This is a genomic window from Chryseobacterium sp. CBTAP 102 (assembly GCF_003201365.1).
Taxonomy (GTDB): Bacteria; Bacteroidota; Bacteroidia; order Flavobacteriales; family Weeksellaceae; genus Chryseobacterium; species Chryseobacterium candidae.
Genome location: NZ_QICX01000001.1, coordinates 616,721 through 633,679, shown reverse-complemented (window position 1 = coordinate 633,679; position 16,959 = coordinate 616,721). Strand labels below are relative to the sequence as shown.

Below are 16,959 nucleotides of genomic sequence, written 5' to 3'. Positions count from 1 at the left end.
TTATGGAAGCAATACTTTTATACTTTGGGAAAACTATTTTATGTTCGGGTGTAACGTTTTTGTACTATCAGTTGTCATTAAAAGACAAGACATTCCATCATTATAACAGATTTTATCTGCTGGGAGCGATTGTGATATCACTTTTGTTGCCGCTCATTAAAGTAGATGATTTTACGATAGAGGTAAATAATGATGTATATATGCTTCTTGATAAGATTCAGAATTTTAATACAGAAAAAAATATAAACAATGGTAACCTTTATTTTAACATTACTTTTTCAGCTCTGGGACTGGTTTCTTTCTATTTTCTAGGGAAACTTATGTATGGGATTTTTAAAATCCAGCAGTTTAAGAAACAGTTTAATAAAGAAAGTTTTGACGGGATCAACTTTTACCGTACAGACCTTAATGAAGCTCCTTTTTCCTACTTTAAAAATCTTTTCTGGAAGAACGCCATTACTTTGCATTCTGATATTGGAAAACAGATTTTAAAGCATGAAATGGTACATATTGAGCAGAAACATTCCTTTGATAAGATCTTTATTGAGATTATTACCTCAGTTTTCTGGTTCAATCCGTTTTTTCATGTCATCAAAAAAGAAATTAATTTAATCCACGAATATCTGGCTGATAAAAAAGCCGTAAAACAATCGGACACCAAAGCATTTGCGCAGATGCTTTTAGCAAGCCACTTTTCCGGAACACAGTTGCCTGTTACCAGTCCGTTTCTAAGTTCAAACCTTAAAAAAAGACTTAAGATGTTACAAAAACCAAAAACCAAATTCGGATATGCGCGAAGAATTTTTGCCTTGCCGGTTGTTTTCTCACTGGCCTTTGCTTATCTGGTAAATGCTAAAAACAGAGAAATTGAAGAAACCAATCTTTCCATCAAAAAAGTAGTTTCAGAAATCAAGAAAGATACGATAAGACCAGTAAGACCTGAAGGATCGGGTCAGGAAAAAATGACAGAATTGAAAGCCGTGTCACCGGATGATCAGAAAAAAATAACCAATCTTGAAAAGAAGATAAAAGAAAAAGAGAAAGAGCTGGAAGGTTTGGATCCCGAAAGTGATCTCTTCAGTGATAAAATAGAAGAAATAAGCAATCTGGCATCAGAGATAGGAGAGATTGCCTCAAAGGTTGAAGTTGATCAGTATTTCAATTCTGCGGAATGGAAGAATCAGATGAAGGAGCTTGAGAATATGGAACCTCTTAGTAAAAAGGAGCTTCGAAAGATTGAAAGAGCTGCCAAAAAAGCGGAAAGAGAAGCTGCCAAAATAGGCGAACTGCCCATTCCTCCGGTACCACCTAAAGCACCAAGAGAGCCGAAAATAACCTATTTTAAAACAAACAAAATTGTTAATTATAAAGATCTGAGCGCTCAGGAAAAAGAAGAAGTACGTAAAGCAATGGCGGAAGCTAAAAAAGCACTGAAAGAAGCGGGAAAAGCCAGAATTGAGGGTGAAAAAGCAAGAATAGAAGGTGCAAAAGCCCAACTGGAGGGAAATAGAATAAGATTAGAAGGAGAGAGAATCCGGATTGATGGAGACAAAATCCGAAGAGACGTTGAAAAGGCCCGCACGGAAGCCGAAAAAAGATCAGCAAGCTTCAGAGACGGTACTTTTATTAAAGTGATCAGCGGTTCACCCGGTGTTATTGTAATGAATGCTGACTTTATTAAAAAAGACAGCAACGGAAACATCGCAATGAATGGGGTGAAAAAATTTAAAATAAGCGGTACTGATGATGTAAAATATAAGTATTACATTGACGGGAGAGAAGTTTCACAGGATGATATGAACTCATTAGATACCAATAATATATCGAGAGTTAACGTCAACACTCAGAAGAATGGAGAAGTAAAGCAGGGGGAAGTAAGAATTGAGACAAAGAAGTAAATTTCTGCAAAGCTTTGTCAGTTTTAAAAATGGCAAAGCTTTTTTTATGAATAGATAAATACATAGAATATGAAAAAAAATTATTTGCTTTTATTAGCTTTTTTAAGTGTTTTTGTGAATGCACAGGTAAACAGATTTTTCTATGACTATAAATATATTTCAGATTCTACCAATAGAGCAGAAGTGAAAAGCGATGTAATGCTTTTGGATATTGATAAAAATGGATCTAAATATTACAGCCGTGAGAAATTTGTTGCAGGCTCCACAACCAAAGCAGATATTGCCAGACAGATGAAAGGAGGATTCGGAGGCAGTATTAATATTAAAAGAAATATAAAACAGGGAACCATTAATAGCACGGTCACAAAAAAATATCCGGATTATAGTGTTTCATTCTCTGAAAATATAGGGAATACTACTTATAAGATGCCGGAAGATCAAAAGCCTGAATGGAATATTTTACCTGAGAAACAGAAAATTGGAGAGTATAATACTCAGAAAGCAACCACAAATTATGGAGGCAGAAGCTGGATCGCCTGGTTTTCTACAGACATCCCATTTCAGGACGGACCTTATAAATTCTACGGATTGCCAGGACTTATTGTTAAAATTGAGGATAAAACAGGTTCTCATATTATGACTTTAATTGGTAACAAAAAAACCGAAGCCACATCAGAAGAAGCTCTCCAGATACCTGGTCTCACTACAATTGGCTTTGGAGGTAAAGAGATAGAAATCAGTAAAAAGCAGTTCAAAAAAGCCTGGAAAGATTATCTTGCTGACCCTACAAAAGACATGAAACAAACCATGAGTACCCTTCCTGCCGGAGCTGTTGTACAAATGAGAAATCAGGATGGAAAAAATATTGATGTAAATGAAATGTATAGAAATATTGAAAAAAGAGCAAAAGAAGACCAACTAAAGAATAACAATAAAATAGAACCGGAACTATATCGATAAAATATACAGTTCCCATATGATTCAGATACTATACATTAGTTAAATCTGGAAAAAATAATACAGTACGAAAAATCCCGGAACGAAAAGTTCCGGGATTTTTATATCTGAATAAGAGCCAGTGATTATGCTAATTTTTGAGAATCTGCAATAAACTGAGCCAATCCGCTGTCTGTTAACGGGTGCTTCAATAAGCTCAAGATCGGAGGAAGTGGTGAAGTGATAACATCTGCTCCAATTTTAGCACAGTCGATAATGTGCATTGAGTGACGGATAGAAGCCGCTAAGATTTCAGTTTCGAACATGTAGTTATCGAAAATTAGTCTGATTTCCTGGATAAGGTTCAGACCGTCTGTAGAAATATCATCTAATCTTCCTAAGAACGGAGAAACGTAAGTTGCTCCTGCTTTTGCTGCCAGCAGAGCCTGTCCCGGAGAAAAGATCAAAGTACAGTTTGTTCTGATTCCTTTATCAGAAAAATATTTTAAAGCTTTGATTCCGTCTTTGATCATCGGAATTTTTACAACAATATTCGGGTGAATAGCAGCCAATTCGTCTCCTTCCTTAATCATTTCCTCATACGTTGTAGAAAGAACTTCCGCAGAAATATCCCCATCTACAAGTTCGCAGATCGTTTTATAATGGTTTCTGATTGCTTCAGCTCCCTGAATACCTTCTTTAGCCATTAATGAAGGATTGGTAGTTACCCCGTCTAAAATCCCAAGATCTCTGGCTTCCTTGATTTGCTCTAAATTAGCTGTGTCAATAAAAAATTTCATTTTGATAAATAGATTTATTGATACAAAGATAGGGAATTAATTGAGTTCTGAGGTATGAATTTTGAGTTACGGAATTCGGAGTTTTAGGGTAAATGGGTTTGGATGCAGGAGAGTTTGAGAGTGGGAGAGTGAGAGATCAGGATGGTTATAGATGATAAAAAATAATTTTGTGCTGATCTTAAATCAAAGAGTTATTTTTGCTTCTAGCTTCTAGCTTCTAGCTTCTAGCTTCTAGCTTCTAGCTTCTAGCTTCTAGCTTCTAGCTTCTAGCTTCTAGCTTCTAGCTTCTAGCTTCCAGCCAGACCAATTTAAATTACTACCCATGAAAAATAACCGTTTCACCGCCATATTGGAAATCATCGGAATTAATCCTTTTGTATTTGTTCCGGAAGAAATACTGGACACGATTTTTGAAAAATCAGGGAGAAATAAAAGTCCCATTGCTGTAAAAGGAATGGTGAATGGAAAAGAATTTAAGCAAAACCTTATGAAATATCTGGGGGAGTGGAGGCTGTATGTGAATCTGACCATGCTGAAAAATTCTCCAAAAAGAATCGGAGAAATCATCGAAATTGTGTTGGAATACGACGATTCTGATCGAAGTATTCCCATTCATCCTCAATTAGAAAAGGCAATCAAAGAAAGTGCTCTGGCAACAGAAAATTTCGAAAATCTGATTCCATCAAGAAGAAATGAGCTGATCCGGTATATCAATAATTTAAAAACCGAAGCCAGTATTCAGAGAAATATCGAGAAAATCATCAGACATCTGCATGGTGAAACAGATTTTTTCGGAAAAAAGATTGAATAGGATAGCCAAAAATTAAAGGTCAGAGTTTTAAAAACGAAAAGATTAAATTGAATATTGATAATTATTAAGCAAGAGAAGAAAGCAATAAAGATTGGAGTATGTTCTGGATCTCTGCGTTAAATTTAAGTTAGACATAATAAAAAATGCCGGAAAAAACTTTCCGGCATTTCATTTTTACTAAGAATTTAATGCTTTGCTAAGCTTTAAAGCATCCTGGTTCGTAGGATCATACTGTATGGATTTTGCAATATGTTCTTTTGCTTTATTAGGATCAGTTTGCTGCTCTGTAAAGGCAAGATAGAAATAAGCGTATGCCAGATTCTTCTTATTTTGCTCTACTTCTTCAGGCTTTACTGCTGCAATATACTTTTCATAAGCAATTTTTGCATTGGCATCATCTTTTGCAGACTGATAGGAATAAGCCTGGCTGTAATAAGCCGGAGCCCAGTCCGGTAATAAAACTGATATTTTTTTCCAGGTATCAATAGCGTTTGGCCAGTCTGAAGCCTCCTGATAAGCATTAGCCAGTTTTGCTAATGATTCTGCATCCTTTGGATTGGCTGCGATCTGTTTTTTAAGATCTTCGATAGTTGGATTGGTGGTTTGACTCGTTGTCGCCGATGTTTCAGGCTGAGTTGTTTGTGCATTTACAAAACTTACACTTCCTGCTAGTATTAAACCTAAAAATAGACTTCTACTATTAATTTTACTCATTTTCATAATCTTATATTTTAAATTCATAATCTAAAATTCAATAATAATTCCATAAAACCGTAAAATTTAGAGGCTTTAAGTTTTTTTAGAAAATATTAACGGGAAACAGGATTTTTTTAGTTTAATTTTTGATTCGTTCATCTTTGAAACTATCTTTGTGATTTATTTTTATTATTAATACCGATAATTTCATCATATGAACATTATATTAGCTTCAACCTCCACACTTTTTGGTGGAGAATATCTGGAATATTTAAGAGAAGAATTAATCCAACTCTATAAAGGAATCGACGAAATTGTGTTTATCCCTTTCGCTAGACCAGGTGGAATTTCTCATGATGATTATACGGCAAAAGCACGTTCTTTCTTTGAAACCATTCATATAAAAGTGAAAGGACTTCATGAATTTGAAGATAAAAAGGAAGCCATTCATCAGGCAAAAGGTTTCTTTACCGGAGGCGGAAACACTTTTTTATTGGTTAAAACATTACACGAAGAAGGGCTGATGTCTGTCCTGAAAGAAAATGTATCTGGAGGAAAAGCTTATCTCGGATGCAGCGCAGGAAGCAATATCGGAGGTCAGAATATGAAAACCACCAATGATATGCCGATTGTATATCCGCCAAGTTTCGACTGTATGGGATTGGTTCCTTTTAATATCAACCCACATTACCTTGATCCGAATCCGGATTTAAAACATAATGGAGAAACAAGAGAAACCCGTATCAAAGAATTCCTTACCCAGAATGATATCAAAGTAGTTGGCCTTAGAGAAGGAAACTGGATCAGAAGAACCGGAGATTCAATAACAGTTGAAGGAAGTGAGCTGACCAGGATTTTTGAAAAAGGAAAAGAGCCATACGAAATAGAAGCAGGAAGCACGCTTTAATGAATACAGAAGAAATTAACTTTTTTGTAGAATGTAATCTGACCAATTTTTCAGTGAACAGTACCGGATGGAATGATCTGATTCGGAAATTACTGTTTGAATTTGCCGTTGCAGGATGGAATATGAATCATCGTGTCTTTGGAAAAGAAAAGTTGGGGGAATTGAGATGTTACACCTATTCCGAAGATGAAACTCTCAATGCCAAACTTAAAAAAATCAAAGATAAATATTCAGAGCTTTCTGTCAAGACCTGTGAGATTTGTGGAGAAGAAGGTAAAATGAGAACAATCGGCTCATGGCAGACCACATTATGCCTTAATCATTTCCTGGAACAGCAGCCCGTTATTGAAATTGATAACAAACAGAATATCACGAGAAACAATAAGACCGTTCTGAATATTAAAAATATTACCAGCGCTGAGGTTGAATATGATCTTCAGAGATTAGAGCTGTATAACAGGCAGGAAGAAATATTTTATTTTTCTTGGCAGGAACCCAATTATTATCTGCTTTTAAAAACAATTCCTATTTCACTTTTTCCGAAAGAAAATCAGCATGAGATATTAGCATTGTTTCAAAACGTACAGGATTGTGAAATATGTGGTCATAAAGCTGTATATCAAAGAAGCTGTCTGCGCTGTCATCATGAACTCTGGAATGATTCCGGGTATTTTATTGAAGATTACGGAGAAAAATCAAACTATATAAAAGAATGTCAGATGGATATTTTTATAGATGAAGATGATTATGAGAAATATTTTAAACATGACCGCTCATTTGAAAAATCTCCTCACCATCAGGTTCTTTTCAATTCCGATGATCTCAGGGAGTATGAAAAGCTTTTATTTTAACTATATTTGATTTAGAATTTAAATCAATGAAAAGAGGATCAGATACTACCAGGAATGTGTATTTGAAACTTCATCATTTTGACTCAAACAACAATGCAATGAAAAAGACACTTGCTGTTCTCATGCTTTCTGTACAGATGGTAGCTGCGCAGAATATGGGCCAAAAATTAGATAAAGTAACAAAGGATCTGATGGATTCTTCGGGAGCAGCATCTTCCAGTTTATCTTTTTATGTTTCCGATGAAAATGGCAATTTTGTATATGAATATCAAGGAAATAAAGGGCTTTCCACTGCTTCTACACAGAAGATTTTCACGGCAGGCGCAGCATTGGAAACATTAGGAAAAAACTATACTTTTACAACCACTTCAAGCTATTCCGGAAATATCTCCGGAGGAACGCTGAACGGAAATCTTTTCATCAGCTCCAACGGCGATCCTACATTAGGAAGCTGGAGATATGATGCCTACAAACCTGAAAATTTTAAAAAGAAGCTGATTGAGGCAATTAAAAACTCAGGGATAAAGAAAATATCAGGAGATCTTGTTATTGATGATTCATATTTTGATCACCAGACCATTCCGGGAGGCTGGCCGTGGGATGATCTTGGAAATTATTATGGTGCAGGTGTATGGGGAATCAACTGGAAAGAAAACCAGTTTGATATCAATATAAACGGAACAGATTTTAAAAGCTTTTCTTATCCGCTGGAAGGTGTGAAGTGGCTCAATGACCTGAAAACAGGAGGAAGCTCAGATCAAAGCCTGATTTTTACAGCTCCTCATTCTGATGTAGCCCTGATTAACGGTATGCTTCCTTCAGGAAAGACAGTGACGGTTTCCGGTTCTACGCCCAATCCGCCACTACAGCTGGCAGCAGAAGTAAAGCAATGGCTGAAAGAATCAGGGATTGAACTTTCAGGAAAAGCAGTAACGAATTCTCAACTTGAAATAGAAGGAAAACAGGCTTTAGCAGCTCCGAAAAAAAATATTCTTCTTACTTACCAATCTCCGACGCTGGATAAAATTGTTTTCTGGTTTCTAAGAAAAAGTATCAATCTGTATGGAGAAACATTGATTAAAACTTTAGGAAAGGAAAAGAAAGGAAATTCAAGCTTTAAAAGCGGGGTTTCTTATCTGAAAGAATTCTGGAAATCAAAAGGAATCAATCCCAATATGATCAATTTTGCAGATGGAAGCGGACTTTCTCCACAAAATTATGTGGCTGCAAAAGCAGAAGTACAGGCGCTTTTATATGCAAAAAAACAATCATGGTTTGAAGCGTATTATGACGGATTTCCGGTTCAGGATAATGGGATGAAGATGAAAAGCGGAACGATGAGAGATACCAAATCTTTTGCAGGATATCACACCGCGAAAGATGGAAAAAAATATGTATTTTCAATTATCATCAACAACTATCAAGGAAGTGGAAATACTGAGCTGCAGAAAATCCTGAATGTTTTAAAATAAAATTTAATGAAAAATCGTCCGCTTCTATCAAGAATCAATAATTTCTTTGTTTTTGCATTACTTACAGTTGTGGTCGTAGCACTAATTGTTTCATCTAATTTTCTTATAAAAAATTTGAGAGAAAAAGAAGCTGAAAGAATAAAAGTCTTTGCTACTGCAATAAGAATTTTACAGGATAATCAACAAAAAAGTTCAGAGACTCAGGAACTTCTCTTTGCTATACTTACCGAGAATGATCAGATTCCGTCAATACTTACAGACGAAAATAAAAATCCATTTTTGTTTGAGGGAAGCTCACGTAATATTGCTAAGGAAATTTTGGCTGATCCTAATGAACTGAACAATCTGATTACTAAAATGGAAACTCATTATGATCCTTTTGAAATTGAAGTTGCAAATGGAGATAAACAACTTGTTTTCTATGATAACTCAGAACTGCTTAATAATTTAAGATATTATCCTTATTTTTTAGGATTATTCATATTAGCTTATCTATTATTTTCGTTTTGGTTTTTAAGAACAATAAAGAAAACCGATGAAGGTTATCTTTGGGCAGGTCTTGCAAAAGAAACGGCCCATCAGATCGGAACTCCCTTATCTTCTATGATTGGATGGATGGAAATCATGAAGCTTGATAATCCTGAATCAGAAGGAGTACATGAGATAGAAAAAGATATTGAAAGGCTTAGAACTATTTCTGAAAGATTTTCAAAAATAGGTTCTGTTCCAGAGCTGAACGATAGAAATTTCAATGAAACCATACAGGAGAATTATGATTATTTAAAAACAAGAATCTCCAGAAAAATCAATTTTACCCTCAATCTACCAACATATACCGTTCTGGTTCCCCACAATAAAATCCTGATGAGCTGGGTGATCGAAAATCTGGTGAAAAATGCTGTGGATGCTATGAAAGGAGAAGGAGCTATCACCATGTCTGTCTTTGAAAGGAATAAAAATATTCTCATCGAAGTAAAGGACAACGGAAGCGGAATGACCAAACAGCAGGCAAGAAATGCCTTTAATCCAGGGTATTCTACCAAAAAAAGAGGCTGGGGATTGGGTCTGTCACTGGCAAGAAGAGTTATTCATGAATACCATAATGGAGATATTAAAATTGCCCAAACCGAAGTGGGTAAGGGCACTACTTTTAGAATTATTTTAAGGAAATTAGTTTGATGAGTAAACTGGGTTTCCAATGACATTAAAATAGGTGACAGAACCATCAGACCAGTCAATTGCATAGTATTTACTATATATCATTTGACCACCAGGAGTGCCGGAGCAATATCCGTAAAACATTGTTGTTTTAACTTTATACTTTCCTCCTTCTGAAAGTCCTCCATAAAAATTAAGCATTTGTTTTCTTGTTAGATTTTTCATAAGTATGTGTTTTATTAGTATTTAAATATAGTATTTTTATTGTTTGAATCTAAAACTAACCACTTTTTACAATTAATTTCTATTTTTCGTGTCTTTTCTTTTTAAAATCATTTTATTAGTTTATATAACATGAATCTTTAAACTTAAAAAGATGAATAATTTGTAGGGATTAGAATAATTCTTTGATAAATAACATGACAAAATAGAAGATGAAAAATACTTTTAAGTAAAAAAGATATGTTAAAAACAATAAACCTAACAGGTTTTTAAAACCTGTTAGGTTTGAATGTTAAGCCAAGATTTGAATATTAGAATATAAAGATCACTTGAGAAAATAAAAGCGGGGAAAAATTTCCCCGCTTTTCTCTTTATTTTTTACCAGTAAGCCACTGTGTCTGTAGTTTCAGTTCTTCCGGAGTTGGATTTGTCTTGTATGAAGGTATTTCCATAGTCATTTTATCCAGAATTGCTTTTCCTTTCAATGTCATTTTCTCTTTTTTACCGGCGTTGTCTCTTAGAATGGTTACCGTAACTTCCTGTCCGTCCTTGATGGTTCTGGTATATCCGATAAAATCCTGTACCTTTTTGATATCTACTGTTCTTCCATCTAAAGCAAGTACCTGATCTGTGATTTTAAATCCGATACTTTTTGCAAATGGAGACAATGCAGAATGTTCATCAAAAGCAAAGGCATTGGTCTTTTCATCAAAACCTGTCTGGTTCGGATCTTTGATAAACCAGAACAGAGGCTGGCTTTCCTGCTTTTTAATATCCACACCTACCATGTTCAGGTATTGTGCATAAGGTGTAGGCTGGTTTCCTGCAATATATTTGTTGTAGAATTCTTTTACCTGAGGATATCCGGTTACCGTTACCAGTTCGTCAATCAGTTTATCATCTTTGAAAGGTTTGTTTTCACCAAATCTCTGAGACAGCTTTCTGATCATATCACGATATCCCATTTCTCCGTTAGACAATTTTCTGAGCTCAATATCAAGACACATCGCAAGAAGAGCTCCTTTCTCATATACATTTCTGTACTGGTCTTTATAAGGCTCTACCAATACATTTTTACTCATTACCGTAAATGGCATCGTATCATCATAGCTCTTGGAGTTGGCGATCTTCTCACCCATTCTTTCAAGGAACTGATCTTTATTGATCAAACCTTCCTGAATCTGGAATAAGTTGGCAAAATATTCTGTTCCCCCTTCGTACATCCATAAGTGCTGAGACATTTTCGGATCTGCATAATCGAAATAGTGAATTTCTTCTGAGTGGGTTTTCAGAGGGTTTACTGTATGGAAAAATTCGTGGGAAACCACATCTGTAATCGTATTGTCAATAGCATCTTTCGGCATTGCTTCAGGCAGCACCACACTTGTAGATTCGTGGTGTTCCAGTGCTCCGAAACCTTTTACTTTAGGCCCGTCACCACCGGAAAGATAAAGCATGATGGCGTACTTCTTATTGGTGTTCATATCACCAAGAAATTTCTTTTGGGCAACCACCATTTTTTCAAGATTGTCTTTAAAATCTGCTGCTTTATATTTTCCTGTCGGAGAATATACACCCAGTACAAGATCCATTCCTCCTGCGTTGAAGGTAATATAATCCGGCTTTGTATACATTAACGGAGAATCTGTTACCTTCGCATAGTTGGCAAGAGTATAGGTATCTGTAGATTCGGATTTATCCTGATCTACCAGTGCTGTAGTTCCGTAGAAATCAGTTGGTTTCTGAACGACAAGCTTATAAGGAACATCCTGCATGTTCTCGATATATCCGATAAATCCGTGGGTATTGATCATATATACTTTTCCTTCTTCAATATCAGTTCCTGAAGGAGAAAATACGGCTTTATGCTTTGATGTATCCAATTCATCATCGAAACTGTCATTCACAAGATAGGAGATTTTAGAAAGTGACTGAGCATTTTTCAATGAATAGGTGTTATCATTTACTTTAGTATAAGTAAGTTCTTTTCCTTTATTATCGTAAAATTTGATTCCTTCTATGAATCTTCCATAGTCGTCTACAGAATACGTACCCGGAACTGTTTTTGGAAAATGGAATTTAATATCTCCGGATTTCATTTTCGGAAATTCCATGGTAACGGCTACTTTATCATCTTTTACATTGACAAGGTCAATAGTGGTTTTTATAGACTGAGCATTTGCTAAAAAAGCAGCAAAAATACCAAGGCTAAGTACTGTTTTTCTCATTAGGTGTAAATTAATAGTTAAATAGTTGCTTTTTTTCTGAATTTGTTACGAAGAAAGTATTAAACTTTTCTTAAAATTTTAAAGGTAAAAAAGAGAAAGGCAAATCTGCTGGTATGCAAATCTGCCTTCTCTTTATTTAATATTTTTATAATTAATATAATAGTTGGGATCAAGCTCAACCGGAGTGCTCTTTTTAAGCTTTACAGTCTGCCATTCTTCCGTTGGATTTATGGTTTGATCGCCATTGATGATGATGGGAAGTTTCAGTTTTTTTACCACATCGGTATACCGGAACTTTAAAGTGTTGCCATCCTGAGCATACTCAAGAGTTGGAATTTTTATTGTTCTCAGGTACTGATCAAAGACCGTTGAAAAATCGATTCCTGCTTTTGAGGAGATATAATTTTCTACCTGTTGTGTGGTAACCGTCTGATGATAAAAATCTTTATTCAAACCTCTTAAAATCTGTCTGAATTTTTCATCATTATGGATGATCTGTCTTATGGTATGAATCATGTTGGCACCTTTCGGATACATGTCTCCGCTGCCTTCATTTCTTACGCCGTACTTGCCAATAATAGGAACATCATTGTCTATCCCTTGCCTGATCCCCTGAACATAGATGTCCGCAGATTTTTTGTCCATATATTTTTCCGTGAAAAGAGTCTCGGAATAGTTGGTGAAACTTTCATGGATCCACATATCAGCCTGGTCTTTTGCGGTAATATTATTGGCGAACCATTCGTGGCCGCTTTCATGAATAATAATGAAATCCCAGTTTAATCCCACTCCTGTACCTGAAAGATCTCTGCCCAAATAGCCGTTCTGATATTTGTTTCCATAGGCTATATTACTCTGATGTTCCATACCAAGGTGAGGAGACTCTACCAGTTTGTATGAATCTTCATAAAATGGGTACGGACCAAACCAGTATTCAAATGCTGAGAGCATAGGTTTTACCTGTTGAAACTGTTTTTTTGCCTTGTCCAGATTATAGTCAATTACCCAGTAATCCAGGTCCAGTTTTCCTTTTTCACCGTCAAATGTATCTTTGAAATTTACATATTTTCCTATACTCGGGATAATGGAGTAAGCGTTGATAGGATTTTTAACCTCCCAGGTATAGGTCGTTTTACTGCCGGTAGTTTTTTTGTCAGTGAGTCTGCCATTACCCACACCTACCAGATCATTAGGAGTTATAATTTTCATAATGATTCCGTTATCAGGTTCATCACTCCAGATATCTTTCGTAGGAAGCCATATGGAAGCTCCTATTCCTTCGTCAGCAGCAGTCATCCAGGGATTTCCTTTTTCATCTTTAGTGAAAACCCATCCGCCATCCCAGGGAGCTTTTTTAGCAATGGTAGGCTTTCCGGAATAAATGACGTTAATCGTATATTTTTCTCCTTTTTTGAATTTTTTACTCGTAGTAATGAAAATAAAGTCTCCATCCTGCTTATAATTGGAAATGGGAAAACTTGCTTCTACTTTATCAGCTTTCATGGGCTGCTGAAGATCAATCTGGAAAACAGGATTGGTAACGTCTTTAATAATCTCAAAGCTGATTTTATTATTTCCTTTGATACTTTTCTGTTCAAAATCCGGTTCTACGGAAAGGTCATATTTCTTGACATCCCAGAAATTTCTGAATTCAGTATTGGAGCCCTTTAAAGTATCCTGTTTGGTGAAAACCTTACCCTTCTCAAAGAACTGTCCGAAAACCAGCCCTGATGCAAATAAGAGTGTATATGACAATTTTTTCATTTGAACTTTTATTAAATCTTTTCAAAAGTATAAAATTAAATTAATAGCCACATGCCGGAAATAAAATTAAATACAGATTTTAAAAAAGACATAAAAAAAGCCCGGTCATTGCCGGGCTGTAAAAAAGTTAGGTTTTATTTTTTGATGAATTTCAGATTTGAAGTCGTTCCTTTATCTTCAATGGAAATAATATAAGTTCCTGTCGTTAATTTTGAAACAGAGATCTTATTATCATTAATCTGTCCGTTCATTACTTTCTGACCTGCCATATTCGTAATGATAAACTGAGCTTTAGATGAAATTTCAGTGACATTCAATACATCGCTTGCCGGGTTAGGGTAGATCTGGATTGAGTTCTTATCTTTCACTGTTTCACTGGTAGAAAGCTGCTGCTGGATCAGCACCGGATAATCCTCAACCTCACCATATTGCTGGTTACTGCATCCGCTGCTTGGCTGGCTTTCATATCCCAATACAACTCTCATAATGACGTTTCCTCCGGTATAAGCATCTGCCGGTACGGAGAATGTTCCGGAAACAGGTGATATGGTATTAGCTGCGCTGGTGTAGATGACTTCAGAAGAAGAGAATACTCCGTCTTTGTTAAAATCTATCCATGCTGTTACTCCGTCATTATACTGAGCACCTGTCCATCCTTTGGTTATACTTACATTATTCCCTGTAGATCCGGACATAAGGGTAATCAGTTTCGAAGGATCTGTAGTATAGTCTGTGTAAGGAGTATTACTGCTGCTGTTTGAAACAGGGTTCATTCCGGCACCAGTTACTGTAACATTGGAAATATACTCATCAGCGGCATTTGTTCCGGTTATTGAACACTTAGCAAATGAAGAGGTTGTGAAATTTGTTGATGCTGAATAAGAACCAACCGATGCACTGCAAACATTGGCTACCTGTACTTCATATTGAGTGGCTTCAGTAAGCCCTGAAATGTTATAAGCATTTGTTGAAACAGGTACTGTAGTCCATGTTGCTGTTCCTACTTTTCTATACATTACAGAATACGTTGCTCCTACTAATGCGTTCCAGTTTACAGATGCCGAAGTTCTTGTAATACCAGTTACTGTAATACCTGTCGGAGCAGATGTTGTGCAAGCACTTGCAGATGCAGATACGGTAGCATTCCCAACAGCATAGAAGACATTATCAATGGCACTTACTCTTATTTTTACACTGGCACCTGTTGCCAAAGAAGAGAAAGAAAACGGCTCAGATCCGTCATTCGCTGTAGATGGAGTAATAACCGTCCATGTAGTTCCGTTGTCTGTAGTATAATCAATTTTAACGTTCTGAACATTATACGGAGCATTATTGGTGTTTACCACATCCCACGTAACAGCTCCCGGTGTATTATTGTAAACAGTAGTTGATGTCACTTTGAAAGGTCCTTCATTTCCTATATCCACTTTCATCAGGCTGCTCTGTGTCTGTTGTTGCGCAGCATCCGGGTTATTATCTCTCACCGTTACCTTGAAATTCATTGTCCTAGGGATATTGGATACTGTTTCCCAATCTGCAGCACTCGTAAGAGTACCATTAAGAACATTTGTGAATTTAGGGAAGTAACGGGTAGGCGAGTTTGTAGGCATCAGAGATCTGAAATTCGCGCCATTATTTCTGGTTGCACTTACTGGCCCAAAGGCAGAAGTTGCCAGATCATATTGTTCCCAGGTATAAGTCATCGGATCATTTTGTGCATCGGTTGCAGAAGCTGTTAATACGAAAGCTGTTCCTTTAGGGATCATTTTATTGACCATTGGCTGTATCGAAGGAGGAGTATTCGCTACTGCGGTAATAGTTCCACAGTCCTGAGCATTAACATATGCGCCTACTTCTTCAATATTTTTGGTATGAAAATATGCATCAGAATGCATCTGAACATTATAGTTGGTAATACCGGCATATCCCATAATTGAAGATCCTGATCCCGGCTCCATGTGAGCACCATGTAAAAGGATAGACATAGTGTGTGCTGCACCAAACTGGTGGCCAATTTCGTGAGCTACAAAATCAATGTCATAATTATCTCCGAAAGGCTGATCTGGAGTAGAAGGCGAAGTGATTCCCGCACCCTTGGAAGTTGCATCATTGTTGCTTGCCGGGTTTCTGCAGACATTTCCTACATCTCCGGCACTTCCGCCACCCCCTCTGTGGCCAAAGAAATGCCCTATATCATATGCCGCGTTACCTACACCTGCAGTATTGGTAAGAGTTTGCTGAAGCTGCAGATTCCATGCTCCTGGAGCACTGTAGGTACCATTTGCATTGGCAATTACATTTGAATAAGGGTCAGTTGCTGGATCTGTAAATATAAGTTGCGGAAGATCCTGTACAATCATGTGGATTCCGAAATCTTTTTCGAAAACACCGTTTACACGGTTCATTGTAGCATTAATACGGGCAGCTGCCAGAGGAACACTTCCGGCAAGCTGTGTATATTCACCATTGACCGAGATGGCAATTCTGTAGGTTCTGTATTTTTGTTCATTACTTTTATTAACGTTACCTAGCCCCTTCAAAACATTTTTTGTTTTGAGAAGCTTATTCATTTCTTTCTTTACCTTCTCAGGTTCAGCAGTTCTGCATTCGAAAGGGTCTTCATGAGATTTATTGGATTTAAAAAAGACTCCATATACATCCTTTTCTTTATTGATGGGTTCTATGAATTCATATTTTCCTGAATCAGTATCGAATGTCATAGATTGGAAATCATTAGGTGCTGTACTGAAGCGGATTTGCTTATGTGGATTATCCAGCCCGATACCGGCGTATGCTCCCAATTCATATCTGTCTGCCATAGATTTTTCTACTACTGGCGAACTATACACTGAAAATCTTTCAATTCTTCCGTCTGCTGTAGGGATAGAAACGATGACAGCATTGCCTCCTTTTCCTGCTTCAGGAGCGTTTTTTAATTGATTTCTTAGTGCAGAAAGATCAAATTTGTAGGCATATTCTACTTTTACTTCTTTTCTTACCTGCGTAACTTTTTCCGAGACTGGTTCCCAGCGCTGTGCCTGTAAACCGCTAAGACTTAAAGCTAATGCACAGACAAAAATAATTTTCTTTTTCATATTTTTATTGATTGTTGTTGAAGTTTTTAAATATAGTGTGTTTTTTTGTAAATTTTATTAATAAGAGAGTGTTAATTGTTCTGAACTTTATAATTTTAGTTGAATTTTATCGTTTTTTAAA

13 protein-coding genes are annotated in these 16,959 nt (G+C 36.3%); 7 read left to right on the top strand and 6 right to left on the bottom strand.

Features of this window, described 5'->3' with window-relative positions:
* Positions 1-2: 2 nt before the first annotated feature.
* Together C8D70_RS02890 and C8D70_RS02885 are read left to right on the top strand one after the other, a co-directional pair.
* Entirely contained in the window at positions 3-1,898 is a 1,896-nt protein-coding gene (locus C8D70_RS02890; RefSeq protein WP_110366313.1) for a M56 family metallopeptidase, read from the top strand.
* A gap of 69 nt (positions 1,899-1,967) precedes the next feature.
* Positions 1,968-2,858 carry a GLPGLI family protein gene (locus tag C8D70_RS02885; protein WP_110366312.1) on the top strand — a complete coding sequence of 297 codons (891 nt, stop codon included), beginning with the start codon at positions 1,968-1,970 and terminating at the stop codon, positions 2,856-2,858.
* A gap of 122 nt (positions 2,859-2,980) precedes the next feature.
* Here the strand turns inward: C8D70_RS02885 and fsa are convergent, their stop codons facing one another.
* Positions 2,981-3,634: a fructose-6-phosphate aldolase gene (gene fsa / locus C8D70_RS02880; RefSeq protein ID WP_076597548.1), complete on the bottom strand. Its 654-nt coding sequence runs from the start codon at positions 3,632-3,634 to the stop codon at positions 2,981-2,983.
* Between the two features lie 322 nt (positions 3,635-3,956).
* On the opposite strand from fsa, the gene C8D70_RS02875 reads away from it, so the two are divergent.
* Complete coding sequence (locus tag C8D70_RS02875) at positions 3,957-4,445, top strand: YdeI/OmpD-associated family protein (RefSeq protein ID WP_076597549.1); 489 nt, start codon at positions 3,957-3,959, stop codon at positions 4,443-4,445.
* A 177-nt stretch (positions 4,446-4,622) separates the two neighbouring features.
* Here the strand turns inward: C8D70_RS02875 and C8D70_RS02870 are convergent, their stop codons facing one another.
* Complete coding sequence (locus C8D70_RS02870; RefSeq protein ID WP_228407963.1) at positions 4,623-5,159, bottom strand: tetratricopeptide repeat protein; 537 nt, start codon at positions 5,157-5,159, stop codon at positions 4,623-4,625.
* 196 nt (positions 5,160-5,355) lie between these two features.
* Between C8D70_RS02870 and pepE the strand changes: the two genes are divergently transcribed.
* The 4 genes from pepE (at position 5,356) to C8D70_RS02850 (ending at position 9,550) form a co-directional block, all read left to right on the top strand.
* A complete protein-coding gene (gene pepE / locus C8D70_RS02865) occupies positions 5,356-6,048 on the top strand; it encodes a dipeptidase PepE (RefSeq protein ID WP_110366311.1) in 693 nt (230 codons plus the stop codon).
* Positions 6,048-6,899 carry a hypothetical protein gene (locus C8D70_RS02860; protein ID WP_110366310.1) on the top strand — a complete coding sequence of 284 codons (852 nt, stop codon included), beginning with the start codon at positions 6,048-6,050 and terminating at the stop codon, positions 6,897-6,899. The genes pepE and C8D70_RS02860 overlap by 1 nt, the downstream gene beginning before the upstream one ends.
* Before the next feature lie 98 nt (positions 6,900-6,997).
* Positions 6,998-8,371 carry a D-alanyl-D-alanine carboxypeptidase/D-alanyl-D-alanine-endopeptidase gene (gene dacB / locus C8D70_RS02855; protein WP_110366384.1) on the top strand — a complete coding sequence of 458 codons (1,374 nt, stop codon included), beginning with the start codon at positions 6,998-7,000 and terminating at the stop codon, positions 8,369-8,371.
* Positions 8,372-8,377: 6 nt separating this feature from the next.
* Complete coding sequence (locus C8D70_RS02850) at positions 8,378-9,550, top strand: sensor histidine kinase (RefSeq protein WP_110366309.1); 1,173 nt, start codon at positions 8,378-8,380, stop codon at positions 9,548-9,550.
* Here C8D70_RS02850 and C8D70_RS02845 read toward each other — a convergent pair.
* From C8D70_RS02845 to C8D70_RS02830, 4 genes are all read right to left on the bottom strand, one after another.
* Positions 9,542-9,754 (bottom strand): hypothetical protein, encoded by a 213-nt coding sequence (locus C8D70_RS02845; RefSeq protein ID WP_110366308.1) that lies wholly within the window; start codon positions 9,752-9,754, stop codon positions 9,542-9,544. The genes C8D70_RS02850 and C8D70_RS02845 overlap by 9 nt on opposite strands.
* A gap of 368 nt (positions 9,755-10,122) precedes the next feature.
* Positions 10,123-11,979, bottom strand: coding sequence for a PDZ domain-containing protein (locus tag C8D70_RS02840; protein WP_076597795.1), 1,857 nt, complete (start codon positions 11,977-11,979; stop codon positions 10,123-10,125).
* Positions 11,980-12,111: 132 nt separating this feature from the next.
* The gene (locus C8D70_RS02835) at positions 12,112-13,743 is read right to left on the bottom strand and encodes a M1 family metallopeptidase (RefSeq protein ID WP_110366307.1); all 1,632 of its coding nucleotides are present in this window, start codon (positions 13,741-13,743) and stop codon (positions 12,112-12,114) included.
* A 134-nt stretch (positions 13,744-13,877) separates the two neighbouring features.
* Positions 13,878-16,838 (bottom strand): reprolysin-like metallopeptidase, encoded by a 2,961-nt coding sequence (locus tag C8D70_RS02830; protein WP_110366306.1) that lies wholly within the window; start codon positions 16,836-16,838, stop codon positions 13,878-13,880.
* Positions 16,839-16,959: the final 121 nt, after the last annotated feature.